Here is a 23,827-nt window from a genome sequence, read left to right as displayed (position 1 = left end):
GCGTTCCTGCGAAATCATGCGGGCCATTACAGCATTTCGGGGTTGAACAGACGGCGACGGGAGACCTCGGCGCCGGAGACCATGAACTGCCCATCGCCGCGGTAGTGCACGGTGTGCGGCAGTTTCGGCGAGCGCGCGACGTGCGCCTTGACCACCTCCCAGATGAAGAGGCCATGCCGGCTGATCTGGCTGCGGTCGACCAGCCGGCACTCGAAGCTGGCGTGGCATTGCGCGATCAGCGGGGCGGCCACCACGCTGCCGGGCACGGCATCCAGGCCGAAGTGCGCGAACTTGTCGATGTCCGCGCCGCTGCTGTTGCCGATTCCCACGACCGTATCGAGCAGTGCGGCAGTGGGCACATTGATGACGCATTCGCCGCTGCGGCGGATCAGCCCGAAGCTGTGGTTGCCGCTGGAGATCATGGTCGCCAGCCGTGACGGGGTGAATTCCAGAACCATGTGCCAGCCCATCGTCATGATGTCGCGCTGGCCTTTCCACGCCGAACTGACCAGCACCACCGGCCCGGGTTCGAGGAAGCGCCGCACCTCGGCGACGGGGAAGTCCACTTTCCGATAGCGTCTCATCGGCGGCTCCACGGGGAATCGCCCGATGCTGGCAGCGTGCGCATGAACCGGTTGTCGAAGGGCTTGACACCGGATTCGATTACGGGCGTAATCGGTTTGTCGATTACGGATGTAAATGATGAGCCAGATCAGCGAAGCCGAAGCCGTGGTAATGGACGTGTTGTGGCGCAACCATCCGCTGGGCGCCGACGAGGTGGTGGCCGCCCTGGCCGATCGCGACTGGGCCGAGCCCACCATCAAGACGCTGCTCAATCGCCTGCTGACCAAGGGGGCCATCAGTGCCAGCCGCGACGGCCGCCGCTATCGCTACTCGCCCGTGCTGCAGCGGCAGGCGTGGGTGGCCGAGCAGAGCGAGGGCTTTCTCGGGCGTGTGTTCGACGGGCGCGTGGCGCCGCTGGTGGCGCACTTCAGCCAGCGTGGCGAGCTGAGCGCGCAGGACATCGCCGACCTCAGGAAGCTGATCCAGGAGCTGGACCATGACTGAGCTGCTCAACGCACTGTTGCAGGCCAGCGTGTGGCTGTCGGTGGCCGTGCTGGTGCTGGCCGCGATACGGCCGGTGCTGCTGAGGCTGGGCGGCGCGGCGCTGGCGTACCGCGGCTGGTGGCTGCTGCCGATGCTGCTGGTGGTGCCGTACCTGCCGTTGCCGAACCTCCCGATCACCGGGTCCGCGCCGGTGAAGGGGGTGGCGGCCGCGCTGCGCGCACCGGATATGTCCGCCGATACGCCGGTGTGGCCATTGCTGCTGTTTGCCGCGTGGCTGGCCGGTGCGCTGGCGATGGCCACGGCCAGCTGGCGTGCGCAGCGCCGCTTCGAACGGGCGCTCGGCCGCCTGCAGCCGCGTGTCGATGGCAGCTGGCAGGCGCAGGGCGATCCCGGTCTGCCGGCGCTGGTGGGCCTGTGGCGGCCGCGCGTGGTGGTCGGCCCGGATTTCGAACAGCGCTTCAGCCCGGCCGAACAGGACCTGATCCTGCGCCACGAACACAGCCACCGGCGGCATGGCGATCCGTGGGCCAATGCGGCGCTGGCGGTACTGCGCTGCGTGTTCTGGTTCCATCCGCTGCTGCCGTGGACCGTGCGCCGCCTGCTGCGCGACCAGGAACTGGCCTGCGACGCGCGCACGGTCGATCCGCATCCGGCCCTGCGCCGTCTTTATGCCAACGCGCTGTTGAAGGCGCAGTTGGCCCACCCGGTTGCGCCGATGGCATGCCACTGGCGCAGCCAACCCATGTTGAAGGAGCGTATTGCCATGCTGAAGCAGCACAAACGGAAGGCGTTGCCGTGGTTGTCCGGGCAGGTACTGGTGGTGGGGTTGTGCGTGGGGCTTGGCGGGATCGCATGGGCCGGGCAGGGTACCGGTGCCGCACCAGTGCAGGTGAATGCCAAGCCGAAGGAGATGGCAGCGCCGCAGTATCCGCGCAGCGCGTTCGAACAGGGCGTGTCGGGCGAGGTGCTGCTGCGTGTGGAAGTGGATGCGCAGGGCAGGACCGGCGACATCCGGGTGTTGACGTCGACGCCGGCCGGCGTCTTCGATGCGGCCTCCATCGCCGCGGCGAAGCAGTGGACCTTCGAACCGGCGCTCCGGGACGGCAAGGCGGTTGCCACGGCACTGAAGATACCGATGTCGTTCAAGCTCGACGACACCGGCCCTGGCCAATGAGGCATGCCCTGGCACCGCTGCTGGTGTCGGTGCTGGTGACCGGCGGTTGCGCCGGTCACGACCAGCTCACCACCGTCGATACCCGCAGGGAAAACGTGGATCATCAGCGGCTGAACGTGGACGGCGCCGACGGGGGTGCCGGGCAGGTGCAGCCGTACACGCTGAAGGCGAGCGAAGGCTACCGCATGCCGCAGCTCTATGCCGCGCCCGATCCGGTGGTCGGCGACCGCGATCCGCGCCGCGCACTCGCGCCGACCACGATCTGCCTGCAGGTGGTGGTGGATGCCGAGGGCCGGGTGGAACGCAGCCTGCCGCTGACCGATCGCGAGTCGTGCAATGCCGCCACCGCGGCAGAGAACACGCCCCTGCTGGACGCCGCGCAGGCGGCGGTGGCGCAGTGGCGCTACTCGCCCGCAGCGGTGTGCCACTATCCCGCCGGCCAGGTGCCGAGTGATCGGGGCGATTGCACAGGGGCCAAGCGCATCGAGCCGGTGCCGGTCAGCCTGCTCTACGCGTTCACCTTCGAGATCGTGAACGGACAGCACACGGTTCGCCGCCAGCGTCGTTGAGCGCCGGCGGCGGCAGGGCTCAGGTGGCGCGTTGCGGGCCGCCCTGCAGGTTCGCCTTCACTGACGGATGCATCAGCTTCGGCTCGGCCAGCGTCGCATCGCGGGCCTGTCGTGTGGCGACGAACTCGGCCAGGCTGACACTGTCGCGCAGGTGGATGTTGCGCGCGCGCTGGTCGCCGATGGTGGTTTCATTGGCGACCTCGCGCCCACCCGGGCCGTAGTCGTGGCAGATGAACACGCGGGTGGCATCGGGCAGGGCGAGCAGCCGCTGGATGGAACGGTACAACTGGGCGGCGTCGCCACCCGGGAAATCACAGCGTGCCGTGCCGCCATCGGGCATGAACAGCGAATCGCCGGTGAACAGCGCATCGCCGATGCGGTAGGCCACGCTGTCGCTGGTATGGCCCGGCACCGCGATGACCTCGGCGGCTATTTCACCGAGCGCGAAGCGCTCGCCATCGGCGAACAGATGGTCGAACTGCGAGCCGTCGGTCGGCACGTCCAGCGCATAGCGCGGGGCGAACGTTCGCTGCACCTGCACGATGCCCTGGCCCATCGCCAGCGTGGCCTGTGGCCAATGCGGTTTGAGCCAGCGGCCGGCGCTGATGTGGTCGGCATGGGCGTGGGTTTCCAACAGCCAGCGCACCTGCAGGCCGTGCTCGCGCACATGTGCAAGCAGCGGCTGCAGCGGCCCGGCACCGAGCGCGTCGGTGTCCGGATCGTAATCCAGCACCGGATCGATCACGGCGGCCTGCCGCGTCGCCGGGTCGTGCACCACGTAGCTGAAGGTGTGGCTGTCCGGATGGAAGAAGCTGGCGACGTGCGGTGTCATGGGGGTGCCTCAGCGTTTGCCCAACGTGTCATTGAGCAGCACGGCCAGGCGCTCGCCGGCCAGGCGCAGCTCACGCTCGGCGACCGGGCGGTAGGTCGCGGCATACGACGTGGGAAGCGTACGCCTGTCCGGGTAAACGCCGGGTGCAATGGCGATGCGGCAGCTGGCTTGGGCCCATTGCACGGCGTCGCGGTCGATCTTCGAGCGCTTGTCCACCTTCGGCGCGGGCAGTGCCATCAGGCGCGCCAGATACTGGTCATCGTCCAGCTTCAGCGCATTGAGCATGCCGCTGTCCCACAGCGAGTGCAGGTTGGTACCACGGTTGTTGAACTGCACCTGGAAGTCGTTGCCGCCCTTGTCGTGCCCGTAGCCGGCATGCATCGGCTGATGGATGTCGCCGGCGAAATGCACAACGAATTTCAGCGCCTGCGCGCGCTCGGCATCGGGACGGGTGCGGTCGGCAAGGATGGCGGTCTGCGCCTTCAGTGCCTCGACCACGCAGTTGCCGCCTTTGCAGTGCTTCTGCACGGCGTAGCGGCAATCGTCTTCACCGATGTTGACGTAGTGCCAGCGCGCCGATCGGCGACCCAGACCGGGGTCTTTGGCGCGCAGTTCATCGGCCCAGGGGGCGATGGCGTGCAGGGTCGGGTCGGGCTCGCCGGCCAGCAGACGGTCGACCTGCGCCTTGGCCTGCGGGGTGAGGCGGACTTCGGCGACGCGGGCGACAAGGCGATGGCCTTGTGCGCCCCAGGCGAGGGCATCGGTGGAAACGGCGGTGAGGGCCAGCGCGAGGGCGGCGGCCGGAAGCAGGGAGGCGATGTTCATCGGCTGCATTCTAGCGGGCGCGTCCACCGCCGGGTTTGCCCGGATCTGGCCGGCCGGCCGTCAGGGCGGGTAGGCTGGGCGCTGGCCAACCACGGGAGCGGCAGCGGTGCAGAAGGTCCTGGGCTTGATCGGTGGCATGAGCTGGGAAAGCTCGGCGCACTACTACCGGATGATCAACGAGCAGGTGCGCGACGCCCAGGGCGGAATGCATTCGGCGCGCCTGCTGATGTGGTCGTTCGATTTCGCCGACATCGAGGCGCTGCAGCGGGCCGGTGACTGGGCAGCGGCGACCCGCGCGATGGTCGACGTGGCGCGTCGTCTGGAAGCGGCAGGTGCGACCGCCATCGTGATCTGTACCAACACCATGCACCTCATGGCCGATGCGGTACAGGCGGCCATCGGCGTGCCGCTGCTGCATATCGCCGATCCGGTGGGCGCGCTGATCCAGGCGGCGGGCCTGCAGCGGGTTGGGCTGCTCGGCACCGCGTTCACGATGGAGCAGGACTTCTATCGCGTACGGCTGGCCGAACGCTTCGGTCTGGAGGTGCTTGTGCCCGAGGCGGACGACCGCGCCGTGGTCCACCGGATCATCTACGACGAGCTGGTACAGGGCCGGGTCCTGCCGGCATCGCGCGACGCCTATCGTGGGGTGATGCAGCGGCTGGTGGAGCGGGGCGCGCAGGCCATCATCCTGGGCTGTACCGAAATCATGCTGCTGGTCACCGACGAGGACGCCACGGTGCCACTGTTCGACACCGCCGCGCTGCACGCGCAGGCGGCAGGGCGTCACCTGCTGGACTGACGGGGGCTGCGGGGCTGCCGCGCTGGACGGCAGCCGGGTAGAACCCGGCTCTACGGGGCTGCGGCGACGGGGGAACCCGGCAGATAAAAAAATCCCCGGCCGGAGCCGGGGAAAGCGCTTTGCTGCGAGGGGTGTTGCGCGGTGGGGTTCCGATCCGCCGATCAGAACTTGAATACGTAGGACACGCCGTAGGCCAGCGGGTCGATGTTGACGGTGCCGATCTTCTCGCCATCGAGCTTGACCCCGGTGTCGATGTCGATCCAGCGCACATCCACACGCAGCGAGCCCTTGTCGCTGACCGCAAAGTCCACGCCGGCGTGGGCGGCCAGGCCCCAGGAGTCGTCCAGCTTCAGCGAGCTGCCGGCCAGCGCACCGCCGGTTTCCTCGCTGAAGAAGGTGGTGTAGTTCAGGCCGGCGCCGACGAACGGCGAGACCTTGCCCTTGCTGTTGAAGTGGTACTGCAGCGAGACCACCGGCGGCAGGTGCTTGGTGCTGCCCACGCGGCCCAGGCCGGCGATGTTGATGTCGTGCTTGAACGGCAGCGCGGCCAGCACCTCGATGCCCAGGTTGTCGGCGATGAAGTATTCGCCGGTGATGGTCGGCTTGATGTCGTTGTCGACGTCGACCTTCAGCGTTCCGCCGGCCAGTGCGCCGTTGTTCGACTTCGGGGCGACCTGGTGCACGCCGGCACCGATCGTCCAGTCGCCCTTGGACTGGGCCATTGCGGGGGCGGCGGCCAGCGCCAGGGCGGCGGCCAGGCTGGACAGCAGGAGGGGGGCGGTCTTGCGCATGAGGGTGTCTCGTTGCGGGGTGGAATGGAGTGGGGCCAGTGTTCCCCTCCGTGCCCGCCGGCGCCTTGATTCTGATCAATCCCCGGTTCGCGGTGTGTAACCGTTTACCTCCGGCCGGGGCCGGAAACGGGCCGGTCCGGCCCTGCTAGAATGACGGCCCCTTACCATCGGCGCCGCACCGTCGCGGCTGCAGGAGCTTGTGAACATGGCAATCAAGGTTGGCATCAATGGTTTCGGTCGCATCGGGCGCAACGTGCTGCGCTCGGCCGTGCTGAACTTCGGCAATGACATCGAAATCGTCGCCATCAACGATCTGCTCGAGCCGGACTACCTGGCTTACATGCTGAAATACGACTCCGTGCATGGCCGCTTCAAGGCCGACGTGGCCGTGTCCGGCGGCGATCTGCTGGTCAACGGCAAGAAGATCCGCCTGACCCAGGAACGCGACCCGTCCAACCTGAAGTGGGACGAGGTGGGCGTGGATGTGGTCATCGAATCGACCGGCCTGTTCCTGACCAAGGACACCGCGCAGAAGCACATCGATGCCGGCGCGAAGAAGGTGATCATGTCGGCGCCGTCGAAGGACGACACCCCGATGTTCGTGTTCGGCGTCAACGACAAGACCTACGCCGGCCAGGCCATCGTCTCCAATGCTTCGTGCACCACCAACTGCCTGGCCCCGCTGGCCAAGGTGATCAACGACAAGTGGGGCATCAAGCGCGGCCTGATGACCACCGTGCATGCGGCCACCGCCACCCAGAAGACCGTCGACGGCCCGTCCAACAAGGACTGGCGCGGCGGCCGCGGCATCCTGGAGAACATCATTCCGTCCTCCACCGGTGCAGCCAAGGCCGTGGGCGTGGTGATTCCGGAGCTGAACAAGAAGCTCACCGGCATGAGCTTCCGCGTGCCGACCTCGGACGTGTCGGTGGTTGACCTGACCGTCGAGCTGGAAAAGGAAGCCACCTACGCCGAGATCTGCGCCGAAGTGAAGGCACAGAGCGAAGGCGCGCTGAAGGGCGTGCTGGGCTACACCGAAGACAAGGTCGTGGCGACCGACTTCCGCGGCGAGACCCACACCTCGGTGTTCGACGCCGACGCCGGCATCGCGCTGGACGGCACCTTCGTCAAGCTGGTGTCCTGGTACGACAACGAGTGGGGCTACTCCAACAAGTGCCTGGAAATGGCCAAGGTCGTGGCCGCGAAGTAATCGCGCGCGCCTTCCCGCTGTACCCACGAACCCCGGCACTGCCGGGGTTCGTGCGTTTGGGCACCGCATCGCGCTGCCCGCCGCCGCGATCCATTAGCATGGCCGCGTACCGTGGATGCGCGTCCAGGCGCGCGGCCGCGGCTTTGCCGATAAGGATCTGATGGAATGGAAGCTCTGATTGTCCTGCTGGGACTGGCGGTGCTGCTGGTGCCCGTGCTGCTGGTGGTCGCGCTGGTGATGATCGCCGGGCTGCGCCGGCGCGTGGCCGCGCTGGAAGCCGCTCAGGCCGATGCCCAGGCACGTCCTGCAGCGCCGGAGATTGCCGTGCCGGCGCCCGTTGCGGCGCCCGTTGCCCCGCCGCGTGCGGTCGAACCGGTGCGGGTCGAGCGGCCGTCGGCCGTCGCAGCCCCGCCACCGCCGCAGGTCGCCGCGCCGCCGCCGTTGCCGCAGGCGGCGGCCCCGGTGTCCACGCCATCCCCCGTCCGCCCGGTCGAGCCGGAGCCCCACGAGCATCGGCCGGACCTGGCCGAACGTGCGCTGGCGGCGGTCAAACGCTGGTTCACCGAAGGCAACGTGCCGGTCAAGATCGGCATGCTGGTGCTGCTGGCCGGCGTGGCCGCGCTGCTCAAGTACGTCAGCGACCAGGGCTGGCTGAATCCGCCGATCGAGATGCGCCTGGCCGGCATCGCCGTCGGCGCACTCGCCGGCCTGGTGTTCGGCTGGCTGCAGCGCGACCGTCGGCGGCTGTTCGCGCTGGCCCTGCAGGGCGGGGCGATCGGCATCCTGCTGCTGACGATCTTCGCCGCGTTCAAACGCTACGACCTGATCGATCCGCTGCCGGCGTTCGTCATGAGCGTGCTGCTGATCGCCGGCATGGGTGTGCTGGCGGTGGTGCAGAACTCGCGCACATTGGCGGTCCTGGGCATCCTGGCCGGGTTCATGGCGCCGATCTGGCTGTCCACCGGCAGCGGCAACCACGTTGCGCTGTTCTCCTACTATGCCGTGCTCAACACGGCCATCCTGGCGATCGCCTGGTGGCGGCCGTGGCGCGCGCTGAACCTGCTTGGCTTCGCGTTCACCTTCGGCATCGGGACCGCCTGGGGCGTGCTGCAGTACGCACCGGACAAGTTCGTCAGCACCGAGCCGTTCCTGCTGCTGTTCTTCGCGTTCTACCTGGCCATCCCGATCCTGTATGCCCGCCGGCAACCGGCGGAGAAGCGTGATCTGGTCGATGGCAGCCTGGTGTTCGGCACGCCGCTGATCGCCTTCTCGCTGCAGGCCGGCATGCTGCACGACAACCGTCTGGCCTTGGCGCTGTGCGCGCTCGGGCTGGCGGCCGTCTATGCGGGCCTGGCGTGGGCGTTGATCCGGCGCCCGCGCTACGCCGCGCTGGGCCAGTCGCATGCGGTGCTGGCGGTGGGCTTTGCCACCCTGGCGGTGCCGCTGGCCCTGTCCGCACGCGCCACGGCCAGCGTTTTCGCGCTGGAGGGCGCCGCGCTGGCGTGGCTGGGCCTGCGCCAGCAGCGCTGGTTGCCGCAGATTGCCGGGGCACTGCTGCAGCTCGGCGCCGCGTTCGGCTTCGTGGTCGGCGCCGATTACTGGCACCTCGACGCCACCGCGATCGCCAATCCCACCTTCATGAGCGGCCTGCTGCTGGCGCTGGCCGGGTTCGCCTCTGCCTTCAGCTACCGGCGCGCCGGCCACGATGCGCCGGCCATCGTCTATTACCTGTGGGGCCTGCTGTGGTGGCTCGGCAGTGCGAGCCACGAGATCGTCCGCTTCGTTGCCCATGACAGCCGTCCGGACGCGCTGCTGGTTGCCGTTGCGGTGACCGCATGGGGGGCCGCCGAGGCGCACCGGCGCGGGCCGGCACGTGCGCTGGTGCTGACCACGCTGGCGATGCTGCTGGCCGCCTTCCCGCTGGCGCTGTGGCAGGCGGCGGTGCACGACCAGCCGTTCGCCGGCCACGGTGCCTGGGCCTGGGCGGCGTTCGCGCTGCTCGGCGTACGCGGGCTGTGGTGCCTGCGTGGCGCGCAGGACCGCACTGCGCTGGCCGCCCAGTTCGTGTGGTGGATGCTGTGGCCCAGCGTGCTGACCCTGCTGGCCGGCTGGCTGGCCGACCGCTTCGCCCTGGCGCCGGGCTGGACCGCCGCACTGGCGATGCTGCCCTGGCTGGTGGTGGTGGCCATGTCGCTGCAGCGCTGGCGGTGGCTGTCGCTGCCATTGGGCGAGCGCTTCGACGTTGCGCGTCCGGCGTTGCAGGGCACCTGGTTCGGTGTGTTGGCGCTGGGATGGGGGGTGAGCGTGTGGCTGGCTGGCGACCCGCGTCCGCTGCCGTGGCTGCCGCTGCTCAATCCTATGGAGCTGGCTCAGATGGCCGTGCTGGTGCTGCTGGCGCGCTGGGTGTGGTCACCGGCCGCCCCGGCGGGCGCTGCCGGCTGGCGCGTGCCGCTGCTGGCGATCGCCGGCTTCATCCTGCTGACCAGCACGACGCTGCACACCGTCCATCACTGGGGCGCGGTGCCGTGGAACCGGGCGCTGTGGTCGTCGACCCTGGCCCAGACCAGCCTGACCGTGGTCTGGAGCGTGCTCGGTGTGATCAGCTGGGTCTGGGGGTCGCGGCGCGGCCAGCGCCTGCTGTGGCTGGTGGGCGCGGTGCTGATGGGCGTGGTGCTGGCCAAGCTGGTCCTGATCGATCGCCAGCACCTGGGCAACCTGCTTGGCATCGCCTCGTTCATCGCCTACGGCCTGCTGTGCACGGTCGTGGGTTACCTGGCACCGGCGCCGCCGCGTGCGCCGGAATCCACCGTGGAGCCGCAGCCGTGAACCTCGTCGCCCGTCTGATTGCCGCATTCTCCGTTGCCTTGGCCGCGCCGGCTGTTTCGGCGGCCGATGCCCGCCAGGACTACCGCGAGCAGTGGCCACTGCAGCTGTCCTCGCCGCAGGCCGGTGCCTACCGGCTGATGCTGGGCGAGGCGCAGTACCGCAGCGCGGTCTCGCCGCGGCTGGCCGACGTGCAGGTGTTCAACGCGCAGGGACAGGCGCTGCCCTCGGCGCTGCTGTCGGCCGACCAGCCGCTGGCGCAGGCCGCGCAATGGCAGTCCCTGCCGTGGTTCCCGCTGCCGGCCCGTGCCGGCGGTGCGGGCGACGACCTGCAACTGCTCACCGAGCGCAACACCGACGGCAGTGTGCGCCGGGTCGAGGCACGGCTGGGCCGCAGTGTCGGCACCGCCGATCCCGGCGGCTGGCTGGTCGACGCCAGCGCGCTGCGCAGCAGCGTGCAGGCGCTGCGGCTGGACTGGCAGGCATCGGCGGCGCTGCAGGTGCGCGTGCGCGTGGACGCCAGTGACGATCTGCGTGACTGGCAGCGGGTGGCCGATGAGGTGCCGCTGGTCGACCTGCAGCATGATGGCCGTCGCCTGCAGCAACGCCGGATCGAAATCGGCCGCCAGGCGAAGTATTTCCGCATCCTGCCGGTGGCTGGCGATGCGCTTCCCGCGCTGTCGGCAGTGCAGGCCGAGCGCGTGCCGCCCGCACAGGCGATCCAGTGGCAGTGGCGTTCGCTGACCGGCACTGCCGGCACGCGGGGCGAGTTCGAGTACACGCTGGACGGCCGCTTCCCGGTTGCCCAGGCCGACATCGCCACCGCCGACAACAGCGTGGTGCAGTGGACGCTGCTCAGCCGCGATGATCCGGGTCAGCCGTGGCAGGTGCGTGCCGGCCCGTGGGTGGCCTACCAGTTGCAGGACACCGCCGCGCGCCGGCAATCGCAGGCCCAGTCGCTGGCGGTTGCCACGCGCGACCGTTACTGGAAGCTGGCGGCATCGCAGGGCCAGGGGGGCGTCGCCCCGACGCTGAAGCTGGGCTACCAGCCCGAGGCGCTGGTCTTCCTCAGCCAGGGCGAGCCGCCGTTCAGCGTTGCCGCCGGCAGCGTGCGTGCCGCACGCATCGATGCACCTGTCGGCACGGTGATCGCGCAGCTGCGCGAGCAGCAGGGCGCCCAGTGGCAGCCCGCGCTGGCGACGGTGCAGGGGCCGGCGCAGCCGCTTGGCGGTGATGCGGCGGTGCAGCCGGTGCGTGACTGGAAGCGCTGGCTGCTGTGGGGCCTGCTGGTGCTCGGTGTGCTGGTGGTGGGTGGGTTTGCGGTGAGCCTGTTGCGGCAGACGCCGCGGTAGTTGACGACCCCTCGTCGTCACCTGCCGGCCATGTGCCGAAGCGGGTCATCTACAATGGGCGTCTGCGTCGTACGCGGCGCCCTTTCCCTTTCCGCCAAAGAGTTGCCCATGTCCATCGTTCGCATGACCGACCTCGACCTTTCCGGCAAGCGCGTGCTGATCCGCCAGGACCTCAACGTACCGATCGAAAACGGCCGCATCACGTCCGAGCAGCGCATCAGCGCATCGCTGCCGACGTTGAAGCTGGCCCTGGAGAAGGGCGCGGCGGTGATGGTGACCTCGCATCTGGGGCGCCCCACCGAAGGCGTGTGGAGCGACGCCGATTCGCTGGCACCGGTGGCGCTGCGTCTGTCGCAGCTGCTGGGCCGCGAGGTGCCGCTGGTGCGCGACTGGGTCGACGGTGTCGACGTTGCGCCAGGCTCGATCGTGCTGCTGGAAAACTGCCGCATGAATGTCGGCGAAGGCAAGGACGATGAAGCGCTGTCGCGCAAGTACGCAGCGCTGTGCGACGTGTTCGTGATGGATGCGTTCGGCACCGCGCACCGTGCGCAGGCCTCCACCCACGGCGTGATCCGCTTTGCCCCGGTGGCCGCCGGTGGCCCGCTGCTGATGGCCGAACTGGACGCGCTGGCCAAAGCGCTGCTCGCGCCGGCCCAGCCGCTGCTGGCGATCGTGGCCGGCAGCAAGGTCAGCACCAAGCTGGAACTGCTGGCCAACCTGGTCGGCAAGGTCGACCAGCTGATCGTGGGCGGCGGCATCGCCAACACCTTCATCGCCGCCGCCGGCCATGCCGTGGGCAAGTCGCTGTACGAGCCGGACCTGCTCGACACCGCCCGCAGGATCGTGGCCGATGCCAAGGCGCGCGGTGCCGAGATCCCGCTGCCCACCGACGTGGTGGTGGCCAAGCAGTTCCTGCCGGACGCCGAAGCGACGGTCAAGGCGGTCACCGACGTGGCCGAGGACGATCTGATCCTGGACATCGGCCCGGACACCGCCCAGCACTACGCCGGGCTGATCGCCAAGGCGGGCACCGTGGTCTGGAACGGCCCGGTCGGCGTGTTCGAGTTCGAGGCGTTCAGCCACGGTACGCAGGCGCTGGCGCAGGCGATCGCCGCATCGTCGGCGTTCTCCATTGCCGGTGGTGGCGATACGCTGGCCGCGGTCGACAAGTACGACATCGCTGACCAGGTGAGCTACATCTCCACCGGTGGCGGCGCGTTCCTGGAGTTCCTGGAAGGCAAGACCCTGCCGGCGGTGGCCGCGCTCGAGGCCCGCGGCCAGTGATCGACCACGATCGGGGCGTGACCACCGTGGGCCGTCCCGCCGTTGAAGCACGTGCAACGCTTTTCTTCGACCTCGACGGTACGTTGATCGACTCGGCCGTGGGCATCACCCGTTGCGTGGCGCATGCGCTCACCGCGTTGGACCGGCCGGTGCCGCCGGAGGAGGAACTCCGGCGCTGGATCGGACCGTCGCTGCGCACCAGCTTCGCGCCGCTGTTCGATGATCCGGCACAGGTGGAGCAGGCGGTGGCGTTCTATCGCGAGCGCTTCGAGGTGCTCGGCTGGGAAGAACACGTGGTCTACCCGCAGATCGGCCAGGTCGTGCAGGCACTGCACGAGCGGGGCCACCGGCTGGCGATCGTCACCGCCAAGAACGAGCCGCATGCACGCCGCATCATCGAGCACCTGCCATTTGGGGGCTGCTTCGAGGATGTGATCGGCGCGACCCTGGACGGCAGCCGCAGCGAGAAGCCGCAGCTGGTGGCCGAGGCGCTCCGGCGTCTGTCACGGGTGCCGGAGCAGTGCTGGATGATCGGCGACCGGCGCATGGATATCGCCGGCGCGCGTCATCACGCGATGCGCAATATCGGTGTGTTGTGGGGATTCGGCGGTGCCGATGAGCTGCGCGATGCAGGCGCGCAGCACATCGCGGCCTCGCCGGAGGCCCTGTTGTCGTTGATCGATTGAGGGCGGCGGCGGCGTTCCGTACGCCGCCGCATGTCGAGCGAAGAGTCAACAGGGTCAGGCGTTGGCGTCCTGCTGACGCGGCGGGATGTCCGCCCTGTCATCCTGCGCTGTCTGCAGGACATCGGACAAAGCCAGCTACGACAAGGCTGTAAACGTATTCATGGGACGTGAAGGGTGTGCTAATTTCGAGCCTTTCCCGGGAGCCCATTTACCATGATTGAGCGTCAGCGCCGCACCAAGATCCTTGCCACCCTCGGACCGGCGACCGACCCGCCGGGCGTGCTGGAGGATCTCTTCCGCGCCGGCGTGAACGTGGTCCGCCTCAACTTCAGTCACGGCGACCCGTCCGGCCAGGCCAAGCGCGCCGCCGACGTGCGCGCCGCCGCGCAGCGGGTGGGCGTGGAAGTGGGCATTCTGGCCGACCTGCCGGGCCCGAAGATCCGCATCGAGCGTTTCGCTGAAGGCAAGATCCATCTCAAAGCGGGCGATCGCTTCGACCTGGTCGCCTCGCCGAACGCACCGGCCGGCGACAGCACCCAGGTGGGCGTGAGCTACCTCGGCCTGCCGCAGGACGTGGTGGCCGGTGACGTGCTGCTGCTCGACGATGGTCTGATGCAGCTGCAGGTGCTGGAAGTGCAGGGCGAGCGCATCATCAACACGGTCCTCAATGACGGCGTGCTCTCCGACCGCAAGGGCCTGAACAAGCAGGGCGGTGGCCTGTCGCTGGGCGCGCTGACCGAGCGCGACAAGGAACTGATCGGCATCGTGGCCAAGATCGGCGTGGACTTCATCGCGGTGTCGTTCTGCCGCAATGCGCAGGACATGAACGATGCGCGCGCGATCGCCGAATCGCACGGCTGCTACGCCGCACTGGTGTCCAAGATCGAGCGCACCGAAGCCATCGAGAACCTGGAAGAGATTGTCGACGCCAGCGACGTGGTGATGGTGGCGCGTGGCGATCTTGGCGTGGAAATCGGCGACGCCGAACTGCCGGGCCTGCAGAAGAAGATCATCAAGGCCTCGCTGGCGCAGAACAAGGTGGTGATCACCGCCACCCAGATGCTGCAGTCGATGGTGGAAAGCCCGATCCCCACCCGCGCCGAAGTGCTGGACGTGGCCAACTCGGTCATCGACGGTACCGATGCGGTGATGCTGTCGGCTGAAACCGCCGCCGGTGCGTACCCGGTGAAGGCCGTGGAAGCGATGGCGCGCATCTGCCTCGGTGCCGAACGCCAGTTCCAGACCGAGACCGACTTCGGCGCCTCGCCGCGCAACCTGGAACGTGCCGATCAGGCCATCGCAATGGCGACCATGTTCCTGTCCCAGCACGTCGGCGTGCGCGCGATCGTGGCGATGACCGAATCCGGCGGCACTGCCCGCTACCTGTCGCGCTTCCGTGCCTCGGCACCGGTGTTCGCGGTGACCCGCCATGATGGCGCCCGTCGCCAGATGGCGCTGATGCGCGATGTGTTCCCGATCAACTTCGACAGCCGCGGCTTCACCCCGCGCGAAGCGGCGCGCGGCAGCATCCGCCTGCTGGTGGAAGCCAACCTGCTGCAGGCCGGCGACCGCGTGGTGTTCACCAGTGGTGAGCACATGGAAACCCACGGTGCGACCAACACCCTGCGCCTGCTGGAAGTGGGCGAAGACGGCCGCGCGAGCGGCCTCGGCGACCTGTAACGGGTCCGCGCCTGCGCGCTGGTGCACCCCGGTCTGCACGGCAGACCGGGGGCCCGGCGGCCGCACGCGTCCGCCGCCACGCGGCCACCCCCGACGCCCGGACGCGTCCCGGCCACATCACGCCGCATCGGGGCCTGCGCGTCTGAAAGCGTTTCCAGATTCCGTGGACGGCCAGTTCACGGAAGGCGGGGGCTATAATTGCGGTTTTCCCGCACCCGCCACAGGAAATACATGAGCATCGAACAGCTGGCCGAAACCGCCCAGGCCATGGTCGCCCCGGGCAAGGGCATCATCGCGATCGACGAATCCACCGGTACCATCGCCAAGCGCTTCGCCAGCGTGGGCATCGAGAACACCGAGGAGAACCGTCGCGCCTACCGCGAGCTGCTGCTCACCACGCCGAAGCTCAACGAGCATATTTCCGGCGCGATCCTGTACGACGAAACCATCCGCCAGTCCACCAAGGACGGCGTGCCGTTCGCCAAGTACATGGCCGACCACGGCATGATTCCGGGCATCAAGGTCGACAAGGGTGCCCACCCGCTGGCCGGCTGCCCGGGTGAGATGGTCACCGAAGGCCTGGACGGCCTGCGTGAGCGTCTGCAGGAGTACTACAAGCTGGGCGCGCGCTTCGCCAAGTGGCGTGCAGTGATCAACATCGGCGAGAGCATTCCGTCGGGCACCTGCATCGAGTCCAATGCGCACGCGCTGGCCCGTTATGCAGCCCTGTGCCAGGAATGCGGCCTGGTGCCGATGGTGGAGCCGGAAGTGATCATGGACGGCGACCACGACATCGAAACCTGCTACGAAGTCACCGAAGCCACGCTGCGTTCGCTGTTCGACGCGCTGTACCAGCAGAACGTGCTGCTGGAAGGCACCATTCTGAAGGCGTCGATGGTCATCTCGGGCAAGGGCTGCGATGAGCAGGCCGACGTCGAGGAAGTGGCCGAGTCGACCGTGATGTGCCTCAAGAGCACCGTGCCGGCGATCCTGCCGGGCGTGGTGTTCCTGTCCGGTGGCCAGAGCGACGAGCAGTCGACCGCGCATCTGAATGCGATGAACCAGATGGGCAACCTGCCGTGGCCGCTGAGCTTCTCCTACGGTCGTGCCATGCAGCAGGCCGCGCTGAAGCTGTGGGCCAAGGACACCAAGGCCAACGTCGCCAAGGCGCAGCAGACGGTCTACGACCGCGCCAAGGAAAACGGCCAGGCCGCGCTGGGCAAGTGGAACGGCTGATCCGTTCGACGCCCTGCGTGCGCTGAACAACGCCGGCCTCTGGGCCGGCGTTTTTTTTCCTGCCGCCCTCCGCGCGGCCCGCGACCGTCCGTGCGTTCCGCAGTGCGACGCACATCGCAGGGCCGACTGCGGGTCGGCCGACGGAGCGCATGTTCTGGCAGGATGTCGCTTCTTTTTCCGCACAGGGATGTCTGCCGGTGATGCAACGTTGCGCTGGTCTGCTGGGACTGTGGTGGCTGTTGTCCGTTCCGGCAGCATGGGCATCACCGGTACGGGGATTCGATGTGCTGCATTACGCGGTGGCGTTGGACCCGGACATCGCCGGTGGGCGCATCCAGGGCAACGAGGTGGTGCGGCTGCGCGCGCTGCGTGCCGGGCTCGCGGAGATCACCCTGGATGCCGGTGCGTTGACCATCACGTCGGTACGGCAGGGCGGCACGCCATTGACGTTCGTGCGGGAGCAGGGGCAGGTGCGGATCGCCCTGGCGCGGCCGCTGCGGGCCGGGCGCAAGGTGGACCTGGAGATCGCCTATCACGGCGCGCCAGCCTTCGGGCTGGAGTTCGCGCCGGCACGCGAGGAGGTGTACACGATCTTCTCCACCAGCCAGTGGATGCCGTCGGTGGACGCGCCGGACGAGCGCGCGACGCTGTCGCTGTCGCTGACCCTGCCGGCAGGACTGCTGGCGACCGGCACCGGACGCGCGCTCGCGCCGCGCACGCTGGCCGATGGCCGCGTGTAGCACCGCTGGGCGTTGGAAACGCCGATGCCCGGCTACGTGTACGGCTTCGCAGCCGGGCGGTACCGCGAGGTGGTGCAGCCGGGCAGGGTGGCGCTGCGCTATCTGTCGGCGGAGCGCTCGCCGGACGAGCTGCGCCGGGTGTTCGCGCCCACGGCGGACATGCTGGCCTTCTTTGCCGAGCGTGCCGGCCTGCCGTATCGGGGCGACTACCAGCAGGCGCTGGTGGCGCGCACGATCGGGCAGGAACTGGCCGGGGTGTCGCTGCTGTCCGAGGCGTACGGCGCCGAGGTGCTGGAGGCACCGGAGAAGACCGCGCTGATGGCGCATGAGGCCGCGCACCAGTGGTGGGGCAACCGGGTCACCTGCGCGAGCTGGGAACACTTCTGGCTCAACGAAGGCATGGCCAATTTCATGACTGCGGCCTGGCTGCAGCATGCGCAGGGCGAGGCCGCCTACCAACGGCAGGTGGCGGGCTGGCGGGCGCGGCTGGACCGTCTGCGCGCCAAGGGCACCGATCACGCACTGGTCTACGCCGCGTGGGATGCGCCCAGCGCCGACGACCGTACAGTGGTCTACCAGAAGGGCGCCTACGTGCTGCACCTGCTGCGCGAGGAACTGGGCGAGGCGGTGTTCTGGCAGGGGCTGCGCAGCTACACCCGGACGCACGACGGGCGGGCGGTGGTGACGGCCGACTTCCAGCGCGCGATGGAGCAGGCCGCAGGGCGTCCGCTCGACGACTTCTTCCAGGCCTGGGTGTACGGTACGGCCGGCGTATTGCCGACCGTGCCGGTCTCGGCCGGCGGTTAGAGTGCCGCGGCCGGCGGCAGACCGAGATCCAGGTCCAGGCCGGTGCGCCCCGGCGATGCGGGGGTGCCTGCGAGTACCGGGCTTTCCACTGGCTGGCCCTGCGCGGCCAATGCCTGCTGGTAGACCTTGAAGGTGGCGGCGTTGTACGCCACCAGGATGATGCGGCGCGGCTGGCGGTGAGAGCGCTGCCAGGTCAGGGTCTCGGTGGCGGCGATCTGTGCGGCCTGGTGCAGCGGGTAACCGAACACGCCGCAGCTGATGGCCGGGAAGGCGATTGACTGCAGGTCCAGCTTTTCCGCCAGCTGCAGCGATTTCCAGTAGCAGTTGGCGAGCAGCGCCGGTTCATCGCGCTGTCCGTCCTGCCAGACCGGGCCCACGGTGTGGAACACATAGCGCGCCGGCAGGTCGTAGGCATCGGTGGCGCGAACCTCGCCGGTCGGGCAGCGCATGCCCGGGCGGATCTCCGGTAGTGCCCGGCAGGCCTCGAGCAGGGCCGGGCCGGCCGCGCGATGGATCGCGCCGTCCACGCCGCCGCCGCCGAGCAGGGATTCGTTTGCCGCATTGACGATCGCATCCACCGCCAGGGTCGTGATGTCGCCCTGCCACACTTCGATCTTCATGCGTACCGCTCCTTACTGAGTCCGGGTCCAACCAACGGGATGACATCCTTTCCTGCACAGTAACGGGCAGGGCATCTAGGCTGCGTCATCGTCGTCTCAGGCAGTGCGACCCGGTGTTGCGCTGCCCGATGCCGACACCATGCGGTGCGCCGGCTTCACGGCAGATGAAGGCGCCGCAGGTGCGATGAATACGACGACGCCCACCGTGGGGTGGGCGTCGGGTGGCTACCGGGACAACGTGGGGATCAAGGCAGACCGGCCAGCCAGTCGTCGTCGGAGCCTTCGTTGATGTCGGCGAACAGCGGGGTGGAGAAGTAGCGTTCGCCGGTATCGGGCAGCATCGCCAGGATCACGCTGCCTGGTTCGGCGCGTGCGGCGATGTCCAGCGCGCTGGCCACCGTGGCGCCGGCGGAGATGCCGACGAAGAGGCCTTCCTCGGCCGCCAGGCGGCGCGCGGTCTCGATGGCGCGGGCATCGTCGACGGTCAGCAGCTCGTCGTAGACGCTGCGGTTGAGCACCTCCGGCACGAAATCCGGGGTCCAGCCCTGGATCTTGTGCGGCTTCCACTCGTCGCCCTTGAGCAGGGCCGCACCCTGCGGCTCGGTGGCGATGATGCGGGTGTCCGGGCGGGCCACTTTGAGCACTTCACCCACGCCGGTCAGGGTGCCGCCCGTGCCCCAGCCGGTGACGAAGTAGTCCAGCCGCCTGCCGGCGAAGTCACGCAGGATCTCCGGCGCGGTGGTGTTGCGGTGGTAGGCCGGGTTGGCCGGATTGGCGAACTGGCTGGCCAGGAACCAGCCGTGTTCCTCGGCCAGTTCCTTCGCGCGGCGGACCATGCCCGAGCCGCGTTCGGCGGCCGGGGTCAGGATCACCTTGGCGCCGTAGGCACGCATCAGCTTGCGGCGTTCGATCGAGAAGGTTTCCACCATCGTCGCCACGAACTTGTAGCCGCGCGCGGCGGCCACCATCGCCAGGGCCACGCCCGTGTTGCCCGACGTGGCCTCGACGATGGTGTCCCCGGGCTTGAGCAGGCCCCGCGCCTCGGCATCCAGCACGATCGCCAGCGCCAGCCGGTCCTTGACCGAGCCACCGGGGTTGAATGCCTCGACCTTGGCGTACAGGGTCACGTGGTCGGGGGCCAGGCGATGCAGACGCACCACCGGGGTGTTGCCGATGGTGTCCAGAATGGAGTTGTACAGCGTCATGGGAAGCTCCAGAGCGGTTCGGTGCCGCCCGGTGGCCGTGCGGCGGGGGAGTCGGGCGCCGGATCGCGGTGGCGCCGGCCCGGCGCGGCCGCAGGGGCGTCTCCGGGTGTACCGGCAGACCGTAGCGCCGGCATATGACGCCGGGAAATGACCTGATACCCTTCTTAAACAACGTTTGGTTATAAGCTGGTGATGGCAATTGCCCTACAGTCGGATTGCCTCCTTTCCGCCAGCGGCACCGCACGCCCATGACGCTCACCCAACTCCGTTACCTGGTGGCCATCGCCGACGCCGAGCTGAACATCACGCTGGCGGCCTCGCGCGTGCACGCCACCCAGCCCGGCCTGTCCAAGCAGCTCAAACAGCTGGAGGACGAGCTTGGCTTCCTGCTCTTCGTGCGCAAGGGCCGCAGCCTGGAAGCGGTGACGCCGGCCGGCGTCGAGGTGATCGGCCGCGCCCGGGCGGTGCTGTCCGAGGCCAACAACATCCGCACCTATGCGGCCAACCAGCGCCGCGAGAGCCAGGGCCAGCTGATCCTCACCACCACCCACACCCAGGCGCGTTTCGTGCTGCCGCCGGCGGTGGCGCGGATCAAACAGGCCTACCCGCAGGTCAGCGTGCATCTGCAGCAGGCCGCCGAAAGCGATGCGCTGGACCTGCTGAGCCAGGGCGATGCGGACATCGCGATCATTTCCACGGCCGGGGCCGAGCCCAGTGCCGGCATCGCCATTCCGCTGTACCGCTGGCGTCGGCTGGTGCTGGTGCCGCGCGGGCACGCGCTTGACCGTCCCGGCGCCGCGCCGGACCTGCAGGCGCTCGCCACCCATCCGCTGATCAGCTACGAATCGTCCACCCGGGGCAGCTCGTCCCTGCAGCGGGCCTTCGCCAGCGCCGGGCTGACCCCGGACATCGCCTTGACCGCGCTCGACGCGGATCTGATCAAGACCTACGTCCGCACCGGCCTGGGCGTGGGCCTGCTGGCGGAGATGGCGGTCAATGCCAGTGATGAGGACCTGCGCGCCTGGCCCGCCCCGGCGCCGATCGACGAGTGCATCGCCTGGGCCGTCCTGCCGCGCGACCGTGTGCTGCGCGACTACGCGCTGGAGCTGGTGCACGTGCTCGCTCCGCAGATCGATACCCGCGACCTGCGCCGTGTGATCGACGGCAACCAGGAGGCCAACTGGCCGCTGCCGCCCACCTGGGAGTCGCTGACCCAGACCATCACCGTATGATCGGTGAGGGCCGACCCGGGCGTCGGCACGAGTGCCTGCGACGGTTCGTCGCACGGCCAACCCTGGAGCGCGGTCTACACTGATGCGGTGAACCGTCGTCGCCGCCCGTACGCCTTCTTTCTGCAGCTCGCTTTCGTGGCGACCCTGCTGATGGCGCTGGCGCCGCTGGTGAGCCGCTGGCAGCAGGCCCATGCCGATGCGCCGGTGATGGCGATGCCGATGGGCATGGCCCATCCGCTGCCGATCGCTGCCGCCGTCGATCCCCATGCCGGCCACGCAATGGCCGGCCACGCGATGCCCGGCCACGACATGGCCACCCACGCCCCGCACGGCGACGCCCATGCCACCCCGGCCACGCCGGTTGTGCCACCGCTGGGCGAACACGCCGGGCATGGCGAGGCGTGCGAGTACTGCATGATGGCCTCACGGCTGATGCCGTGGCTGGCGGTGCTGGTGCTGTTGCTGCCGGCACTGCCGGTCATCGCGCCGCGTGTCCTGCGTGCGGTCGCCGCCCCGCGGAGCCTGCGCTGGCCCGCGCATGCGGCCCGCGGCCCGCCGTTGAACGCCTGAGATCCATCCTCTCTCTCTTCCTGCTGCGCGACGCCGTGATGGCGCCGCGCGCCTGTGCGTTTTCCGGAGTTCCACCATGATCGCTTCTTCCCGCAGCGCGGGCGCATCGACGCGCCTGTCTGTTTCCCTGTCCCTTGCGCTGGCCGCACTGCCACTGCACGCCGCCGAGCGCGATACCGCCCGTACCCTGGACACCCTGGTGGTCACCGCCAGTGCGCCGTCCTCGCCGCTGCACTGGGTCACCGACCCCCGGCTGCCACGCCAGCCGGTGCCGGCCAGCGACGGTGCCGACTACCTCAAGACCGTTCCCGGCTTCTCGGCCATCCGCAACGGCGGTACCAACGGCGACCCGGTGCTGCGCGGCATGTTCGGTTCGCGCCTGAACATCGTCAGCAACGAGGGCAACCTGATCGGTGCGTGCCCGTCGCGGATGGACAATCCGCTGTCCTACATCGCGCCGGAAACCTTCGACCGGCTGACCATCATCAAGGGCCCGCAGAGTGTGCGTTGGGGCGCCGGGGCATCGGCCGGCACGGTGCGCTTCGAGCGCGACACGCCGCGCTTCGATACGCCGGGCATCGATGTGGATGCCAGCGCGCTGGTCGGCTCGCGCAATCGCAATGACCAGGTGCTTGATCTCACCGCCGGCGCCAGCGCGGGCTATGTGCGGGTCAACGGCAACCGCTCCGAAGCGGACGACTACACCGATGGCGACGGCAACGTGGTGCCGTCGAAGTGGCGCAAATGGAACAGCGACGTCGCCATCGGCTGGACGCCCGATGCCGACACCGTGCTCGAACTGTCGGCCGGCACCGGCGACGCGATCGCGCGGTACGCCGGGCGCGGCATGGACGGGGCGGCGTTCAAGCGCACCAGCTACGCGGCCCGCTTCGAGAAGGACAACCTGCCCGGCGCGTGGGACAGGCTGCAGGCCAACGTCTACTACAACGACGCCGACCACGTGATGGACAACTACACGCTGCGCACGCCGAACCCGGACAGCAGCATGCCGATGCCGATGGGCTCCAACGTCGACCGGCGCACTACCGGTGGCCGCATCGCCTCGGAATGGCGCTGGCAGGACATCGCCATCGTTGCCGGCATCGATGCGCAGGACAGCCGCCATCGCAGCCGCAACGCGATGGGCCGCAACACCTACCGGCTGCAGCCCTGGCGCACCGATGCACGCCTGGATACGCGCGGCGCGTTCACCGAGATCACCCTCGGTGAAGGCACCACGCAGCGCTGGCTTGGCGGCCTGCGCATCGACCGGGCGGAGGTCACCGACAAACGCGCCACCACCGGCATGATGGGCATGCCCAATCCCACCGCCGGGCAGACCCGCCGCGAGGACCTGGGCAGCGGCTTCCTGCGCATCGAGCGCGACATCGCGCCGGCGCTGACCTGGTACGCCGGCATCGGCCACAGCGAGCGCATGCCGGACTACTGGGAACTGTTCTCGCCGGACATGGGGCCGATGCACGCGCCGAACGCGTTCGCCGGCATCCAGCCGGAGAAGACCACCCAGCTCGACCTCGGCCTGCAGTACCGCAGCGAGCGCCTGGAGGCGTGGGTGTCGGCATATGCGGGCCGGGTGCAGGACTACATCCTGTTCACCTACCACGAGGGCGGCATGATGGGCAGCATGGCCCAGGCCGGCAACATCGATGCGCGCATCGCCGGTGCCGAAGCCGGTGCGGACGTGCGGCTGGGTGAACGCTGGAAGCTCGGCGGCACGCTGGCCTACGCCTGGGGCGAGAACCGCACCAACGGCGGCGCACTGCCGCAGATGCCGCCGCTGGAAGCCCGGCTCAGCGCCAACTGGGAAGGCGAGCGCTGGAGCGTTGGCGCGCTGGGCCGGGCGGTGACCCGCCAGCACCGTGTGGCGGTGGGGCAGGGCAATGTGGTCGCCCGCGACCTCGGCCCCAGCGCGGGCTTCGCCACGCTGGCGCTCAACGCCGGCTACCGGCTCAGCGATGCACTGCGGCTCAGCGCCGGCATCGACAACCTGTTCGACCGTGCCTACAGCGAGCACCTGAATCTGGCCGGCAGTGCCGACTTCGGCTTCCCGGCCGATCCGGTCCGCATCAATGAGCCGGGCCGCACCGCCTGGATGAAGGTGAACTACCGCTACTGAGTACGTGAAGTGGGGGCGCTGAGCGCCCCCCTTCCGGAGGGTCCAGCGACGCAAATCGACACGCGCTGACACACGCCGTTACATGCGTGGCAAGCCCCAGCACGAAAGGCGTTGCGCCTGTCATCGACCGATGTGAAGCCCGTGGTAAACGCTTGGCACATATGTCTTGACACAGCCCGTGGCT

22 protein-coding genes are annotated in these 23,827 nt (G+C 68.9%); 16 read left to right on the top strand and 6 right to left on the bottom strand.

The genetic code is table 11. The annotated features are described in order from the left end of the window. Positions 1-26 precede the first annotated feature (26 nt). On the bottom strand, positions 27-584 hold the full coding sequence (locus ACPEH1_RS12075) for a flavin reductase family protein (RefSeq protein WP_423715834.1): 558 nt from the start codon (positions 582-584) through the stop codon (positions 27-29). Positions 585-702: 118 nt separating this feature from the next. On the opposite strand from ACPEH1_RS12075, the gene ACPEH1_RS12070 reads away from it, so the two are divergent. From ACPEH1_RS12070 to ACPEH1_RS12060, 3 genes are read left to right on the top strand one after another with little or no spacing between them, the layout of a single operon-like run. Then, entirely contained in the window at positions 703-1,068 is a 366-nt protein-coding gene (locus ACPEH1_RS12070; protein WP_136002991.1) for a BlaI/MecI/CopY family transcriptional regulator, read from the top strand. Next, positions 1,061-2,242, top strand: a complete 1,182-nt coding sequence (locus ACPEH1_RS12065) for a TonB family protein (protein ID WP_153164710.1) — start codon at positions 1,061-1,063, stop codon at positions 2,240-2,242. The genes ACPEH1_RS12070 and ACPEH1_RS12065 overlap by 8 nt, the downstream gene beginning before the upstream one ends. After that, a complete protein-coding gene (locus ACPEH1_RS12060; protein WP_423715833.1) occupies positions 2,239-2,811 on the top strand; it encodes a hypothetical protein in 573 nt (190 codons plus the stop codon). The genes ACPEH1_RS12065 and ACPEH1_RS12060 overlap by 4 nt, the downstream gene beginning before the upstream one ends. Positions 2,812-2,830: 19 nt before the next feature. Here the strand turns inward: ACPEH1_RS12060 and ACPEH1_RS12055 are convergent, their stop codons facing one another. Beyond that, positions 2,831-3,643, bottom strand: coding sequence for an MBL fold metallo-hydrolase (locus ACPEH1_RS12055; protein ID WP_313242643.1), 813 nt, complete (start codon positions 3,641-3,643; stop codon positions 2,831-2,833). A gap of 9 nt (positions 3,644-3,652) precedes the next feature. Next, positions 3,653-4,477: a S1/P1 nuclease gene (locus ACPEH1_RS12050; protein WP_017356073.1), complete on the bottom strand. Its 825-nt coding sequence runs from the start codon at positions 4,475-4,477 to the stop codon at positions 3,653-3,655. A 97-nt stretch (positions 4,478-4,574) separates the two neighbouring features. On the opposite strand from ACPEH1_RS12050, the gene ACPEH1_RS12045 reads away from it, so the two are divergent. Next, on the top strand, positions 4,575-5,270 hold the full coding sequence (locus tag ACPEH1_RS12045; protein WP_136002996.1) for an aspartate/glutamate racemase family protein: 696 nt from the start codon (positions 4,575-4,577) through the stop codon (positions 5,268-5,270). Between the two features lie 161 nt (positions 5,271-5,431). On the opposite strand, the gene ACPEH1_RS12040 is transcribed toward ACPEH1_RS12045, so the two are convergent. Further along, positions 5,432-6,061: an OmpW/AlkL family protein gene (locus ACPEH1_RS12040; RefSeq protein ID WP_017356071.1), complete on the bottom strand. Its 630-nt coding sequence runs from the start codon at positions 6,059-6,061 to the stop codon at positions 5,432-5,434. A 205-nt stretch (positions 6,062-6,266) separates the two neighbouring features. Here ACPEH1_RS12040 and gap point away from each other — a divergent pair, with 205 nt between their 5' ends. The 9 genes from gap (at position 6,267) to ACPEH1_RS11995 (ending at position 17,879) form a co-directional block, all read left to right on the top strand. After that, positions 6,267-7,271, top strand: coding sequence for a type I glyceraldehyde-3-phosphate dehydrogenase (gap, locus tag ACPEH1_RS12035; protein ID WP_017356070.1), 1,005 nt, complete (start codon positions 6,267-6,269; stop codon positions 7,269-7,271). A gap of 165 nt (positions 7,272-7,436) precedes the next feature. Next, complete coding sequence (locus ACPEH1_RS12030) at positions 7,437-10,097, top strand: DUF2339 domain-containing protein (RefSeq protein ID WP_287249930.1); 2,661 nt, start codon at positions 7,437-7,439, stop codon at positions 10,095-10,097. Further along, positions 10,094-11,446, top strand: coding sequence for a DUF3999 domain-containing protein (locus tag ACPEH1_RS12025; RefSeq protein ID WP_166473383.1), 1,353 nt, complete (start codon positions 10,094-10,096; stop codon positions 11,444-11,446). Before ACPEH1_RS12030 ends, ACPEH1_RS12025 begins: the two co-directional genes overlap by 4 nt. 108 nt (positions 11,447-11,554) lie before the next feature. Beyond that, positions 11,555-12,730, top strand: a complete 1,176-nt coding sequence (locus ACPEH1_RS12020; RefSeq protein ID WP_017356580.1) for a phosphoglycerate kinase — start codon at positions 11,555-11,557, stop codon at positions 12,728-12,730. Between the two features lie 17 nt (positions 12,731-12,747). Further along, a complete protein-coding gene (locus ACPEH1_RS12015) occupies positions 12,748-13,416 on the top strand; it encodes an HAD hydrolase-like protein (protein WP_229296481.1) in 669 nt (222 codons plus the stop codon). A gap of 213 nt (positions 13,417-13,629) precedes the next feature. Beyond that, positions 13,630-15,096 carry a pyruvate kinase gene (gene pyk, locus ACPEH1_RS12010; protein WP_017356578.1) on the top strand — a complete coding sequence of 489 codons (1,467 nt, stop codon included), beginning with the start codon at positions 13,630-13,632 and terminating at the stop codon, positions 15,094-15,096. A gap of 231 nt (positions 15,097-15,327) precedes the next feature. Then, the gene (locus ACPEH1_RS12005) at positions 15,328-16,332 is read left to right on the top strand and encodes a class I fructose-bisphosphate aldolase (RefSeq protein WP_017356577.1); all 1,005 of its coding nucleotides are present in this window, start codon (positions 15,328-15,330) and stop codon (positions 16,330-16,332) included. Positions 16,333-16,532: 200 nt separating this feature from the next. Beyond that, positions 16,533-17,072, top strand: a complete 540-nt coding sequence (locus ACPEH1_RS12000) for a hypothetical protein (RefSeq protein ID WP_423715832.1) — start codon at positions 16,533-16,535, stop codon at positions 17,070-17,072. Positions 17,073-17,096: 24 nt separating this feature from the next. Continuing rightward, positions 17,097-17,879: a M1 family aminopeptidase gene (locus ACPEH1_RS11995; protein WP_423715831.1), complete on the top strand. Its 783-nt coding sequence runs from the start codon at positions 17,097-17,099 to the stop codon at positions 17,877-17,879. Here ACPEH1_RS11995 and ACPEH1_RS11990 read toward each other — a convergent pair. Next, the gene (locus ACPEH1_RS11990) at positions 17,876-18,499 is read right to left on the bottom strand and encodes an O-acetyl-ADP-ribose deacetylase (RefSeq protein WP_017356575.1); all 624 of its coding nucleotides are present in this window, start codon (positions 18,497-18,499) and stop codon (positions 17,876-17,878) included. The genes ACPEH1_RS11995 and ACPEH1_RS11990 overlap by 4 nt on opposite strands. Positions 18,500-18,744: 245 nt before the next feature. Beyond that, positions 18,745-19,704: a cysteine synthase A gene (gene cysK / locus ACPEH1_RS11985; protein WP_136002998.1), complete on the bottom strand. Its 960-nt coding sequence runs from the start codon at positions 19,702-19,704 to the stop codon at positions 18,745-18,747. A gap of 248 nt (positions 19,705-19,952) precedes the next feature. Between cysK and ACPEH1_RS11980 the strand changes: the two genes are divergently transcribed. From ACPEH1_RS11980 to ACPEH1_RS11970, 3 genes are all read left to right on the top strand, one after another. Next, complete coding sequence (locus ACPEH1_RS11980) at positions 19,953-20,936, top strand: LysR family transcriptional regulator (protein WP_017356573.1); 984 nt, start codon at positions 19,953-19,955, stop codon at positions 20,934-20,936. An 87-nt stretch (positions 20,937-21,023) separates the two neighbouring features. Then, the gene (locus tag ACPEH1_RS11975; RefSeq protein ID WP_423666491.1) at positions 21,024-21,506 is read left to right on the top strand and encodes a hypothetical protein; all 483 of its coding nucleotides are present in this window, start codon (positions 21,024-21,026) and stop codon (positions 21,504-21,506) included. 76 nt (positions 21,507-21,582) lie between these two features. After that, a complete protein-coding gene (locus tag ACPEH1_RS11970; protein ID WP_153164704.1) occupies positions 21,583-23,643 on the top strand; it encodes a TonB-dependent copper receptor in 2,061 nt (686 codons plus the stop codon). The last annotated feature ends 184 nt before the right edge of the window (positions 23,644-23,827 follow it).

The organism is Stenotrophomonas sp. NPDC077421, from assembly GCF_049545505.1.
Classification (GTDB): domain Bacteria; phylum Pseudomonadota; class Gammaproteobacteria; order Xanthomonadales; family Xanthomonadaceae; genus Stenotrophomonas; species Stenotrophomonas nematodicola.
Note: the sequence above shows the minus strand (reverse complement) of the source record. Positions and strands in the feature narration are given on the sequence as shown.

What these genes read in the sequence shown, in the direction of transcription:
- ACPEH1_RS12065 (WP_153164710.1), top strand. Translation starts at nt 1,061, where the DNA reads ATGACTGAGCTGCTCAACGCACTGTTGCAGGCCAGCGTGTGGCTGTCG.
- cysK (WP_136002998.1), bottom strand. Translation starts at nt 19,704, where the DNA reads ATGACGCTGTACAACTCCATTCTGGACACCATCGGCAACACCCCGGTG.
- ACPEH1_RS12030 (WP_287249930.1), top strand. Translation starts at nt 7,437, where the DNA reads ATGGAAGCTCTGATTGTCCTGCTGGGACTGGCGGTGCTGCTGGTGCCC.
- ACPEH1_RS12055 (WP_313242643.1), bottom strand. Translation starts at nt 3,643, where the DNA reads ATGACACCGCACGTCGCCAGCTTCTTCCATCCGGACAGCCACACCTTC.
- ACPEH1_RS12040 (WP_017356071.1), bottom strand. Translation starts at nt 6,061, where the DNA reads ATGCGCAAGACCGCCCCCCTCCTGCTGTCCAGCCTGGCCGCCGCCCTG.
- ACPEH1_RS11990 (WP_017356575.1), bottom strand. Translation starts at nt 18,499, where the DNA reads ATGAAGATCGAAGTGTGGCAGGGCGACATCACGACCCTGGCGGTGGAT.
- gap (WP_017356070.1), top strand. Translation starts at nt 6,267, where the DNA reads ATGGCAATCAAGGTTGGCATCAATGGTTTCGGTCGCATCGGGCGCAAC.
- ACPEH1_RS11970 (WP_153164704.1), top strand. Translation starts at nt 21,583, where the DNA reads ATGATCGCTTCTTCCCGCAGCGCGGGCGCATCGACGCGCCTGTCTGTT.
- ACPEH1_RS12020 (WP_017356580.1), top strand. Translation starts at nt 11,555, where the DNA reads ATGTCCATCGTTCGCATGACCGACCTCGACCTTTCCGGCAAGCGCGTG.
- ACPEH1_RS12060 (WP_423715833.1), top strand. Translation starts at nt 2,239, where the DNA reads ATGAGGCATGCCCTGGCACCGCTGCTGGTGTCGGTGCTGGTGACCGGC.
- ACPEH1_RS12050 (WP_017356073.1), bottom strand. Translation starts at nt 4,477, where the DNA reads ATGCAGCCGATGAACATCGCCTCCCTGCTTCCGGCCGCCGCCCTCGCG.
- ACPEH1_RS11995 (WP_423715831.1), top strand. Translation starts at nt 17,097, where the DNA reads ATGCCCGGCTACGTGTACGGCTTCGCAGCCGGGCGGTACCGCGAGGTG.
- ACPEH1_RS12070 (WP_136002991.1), top strand. Translation starts at nt 703, where the DNA reads ATGAGCCAGATCAGCGAAGCCGAAGCCGTGGTAATGGACGTGTTGTGG.
- ACPEH1_RS11980 (WP_017356573.1), top strand. Translation starts at nt 19,953, where the DNA reads ATGACGCTCACCCAACTCCGTTACCTGGTGGCCATCGCCGACGCCGAG.
- pyk (WP_017356578.1), top strand. Translation starts at nt 13,630, where the DNA reads ATGATTGAGCGTCAGCGCCGCACCAAGATCCTTGCCACCCTCGGACCG.
- ACPEH1_RS12000 (WP_423715832.1), top strand. Translation starts at nt 16,533, where the DNA reads ATGCAACGTTGCGCTGGTCTGCTGGGACTGTGGTGGCTGTTGTCCGTT.
- ACPEH1_RS12005 (WP_017356577.1), top strand. Translation starts at nt 15,328, where the DNA reads ATGAGCATCGAACAGCTGGCCGAAACCGCCCAGGCCATGGTCGCCCCG.
- ACPEH1_RS12075 (WP_423715834.1), bottom strand. Translation starts at nt 584, where the DNA reads ATGAGACGCTATCGGAAAGTGGACTTCCCCGTCGCCGAGGTGCGGCGC.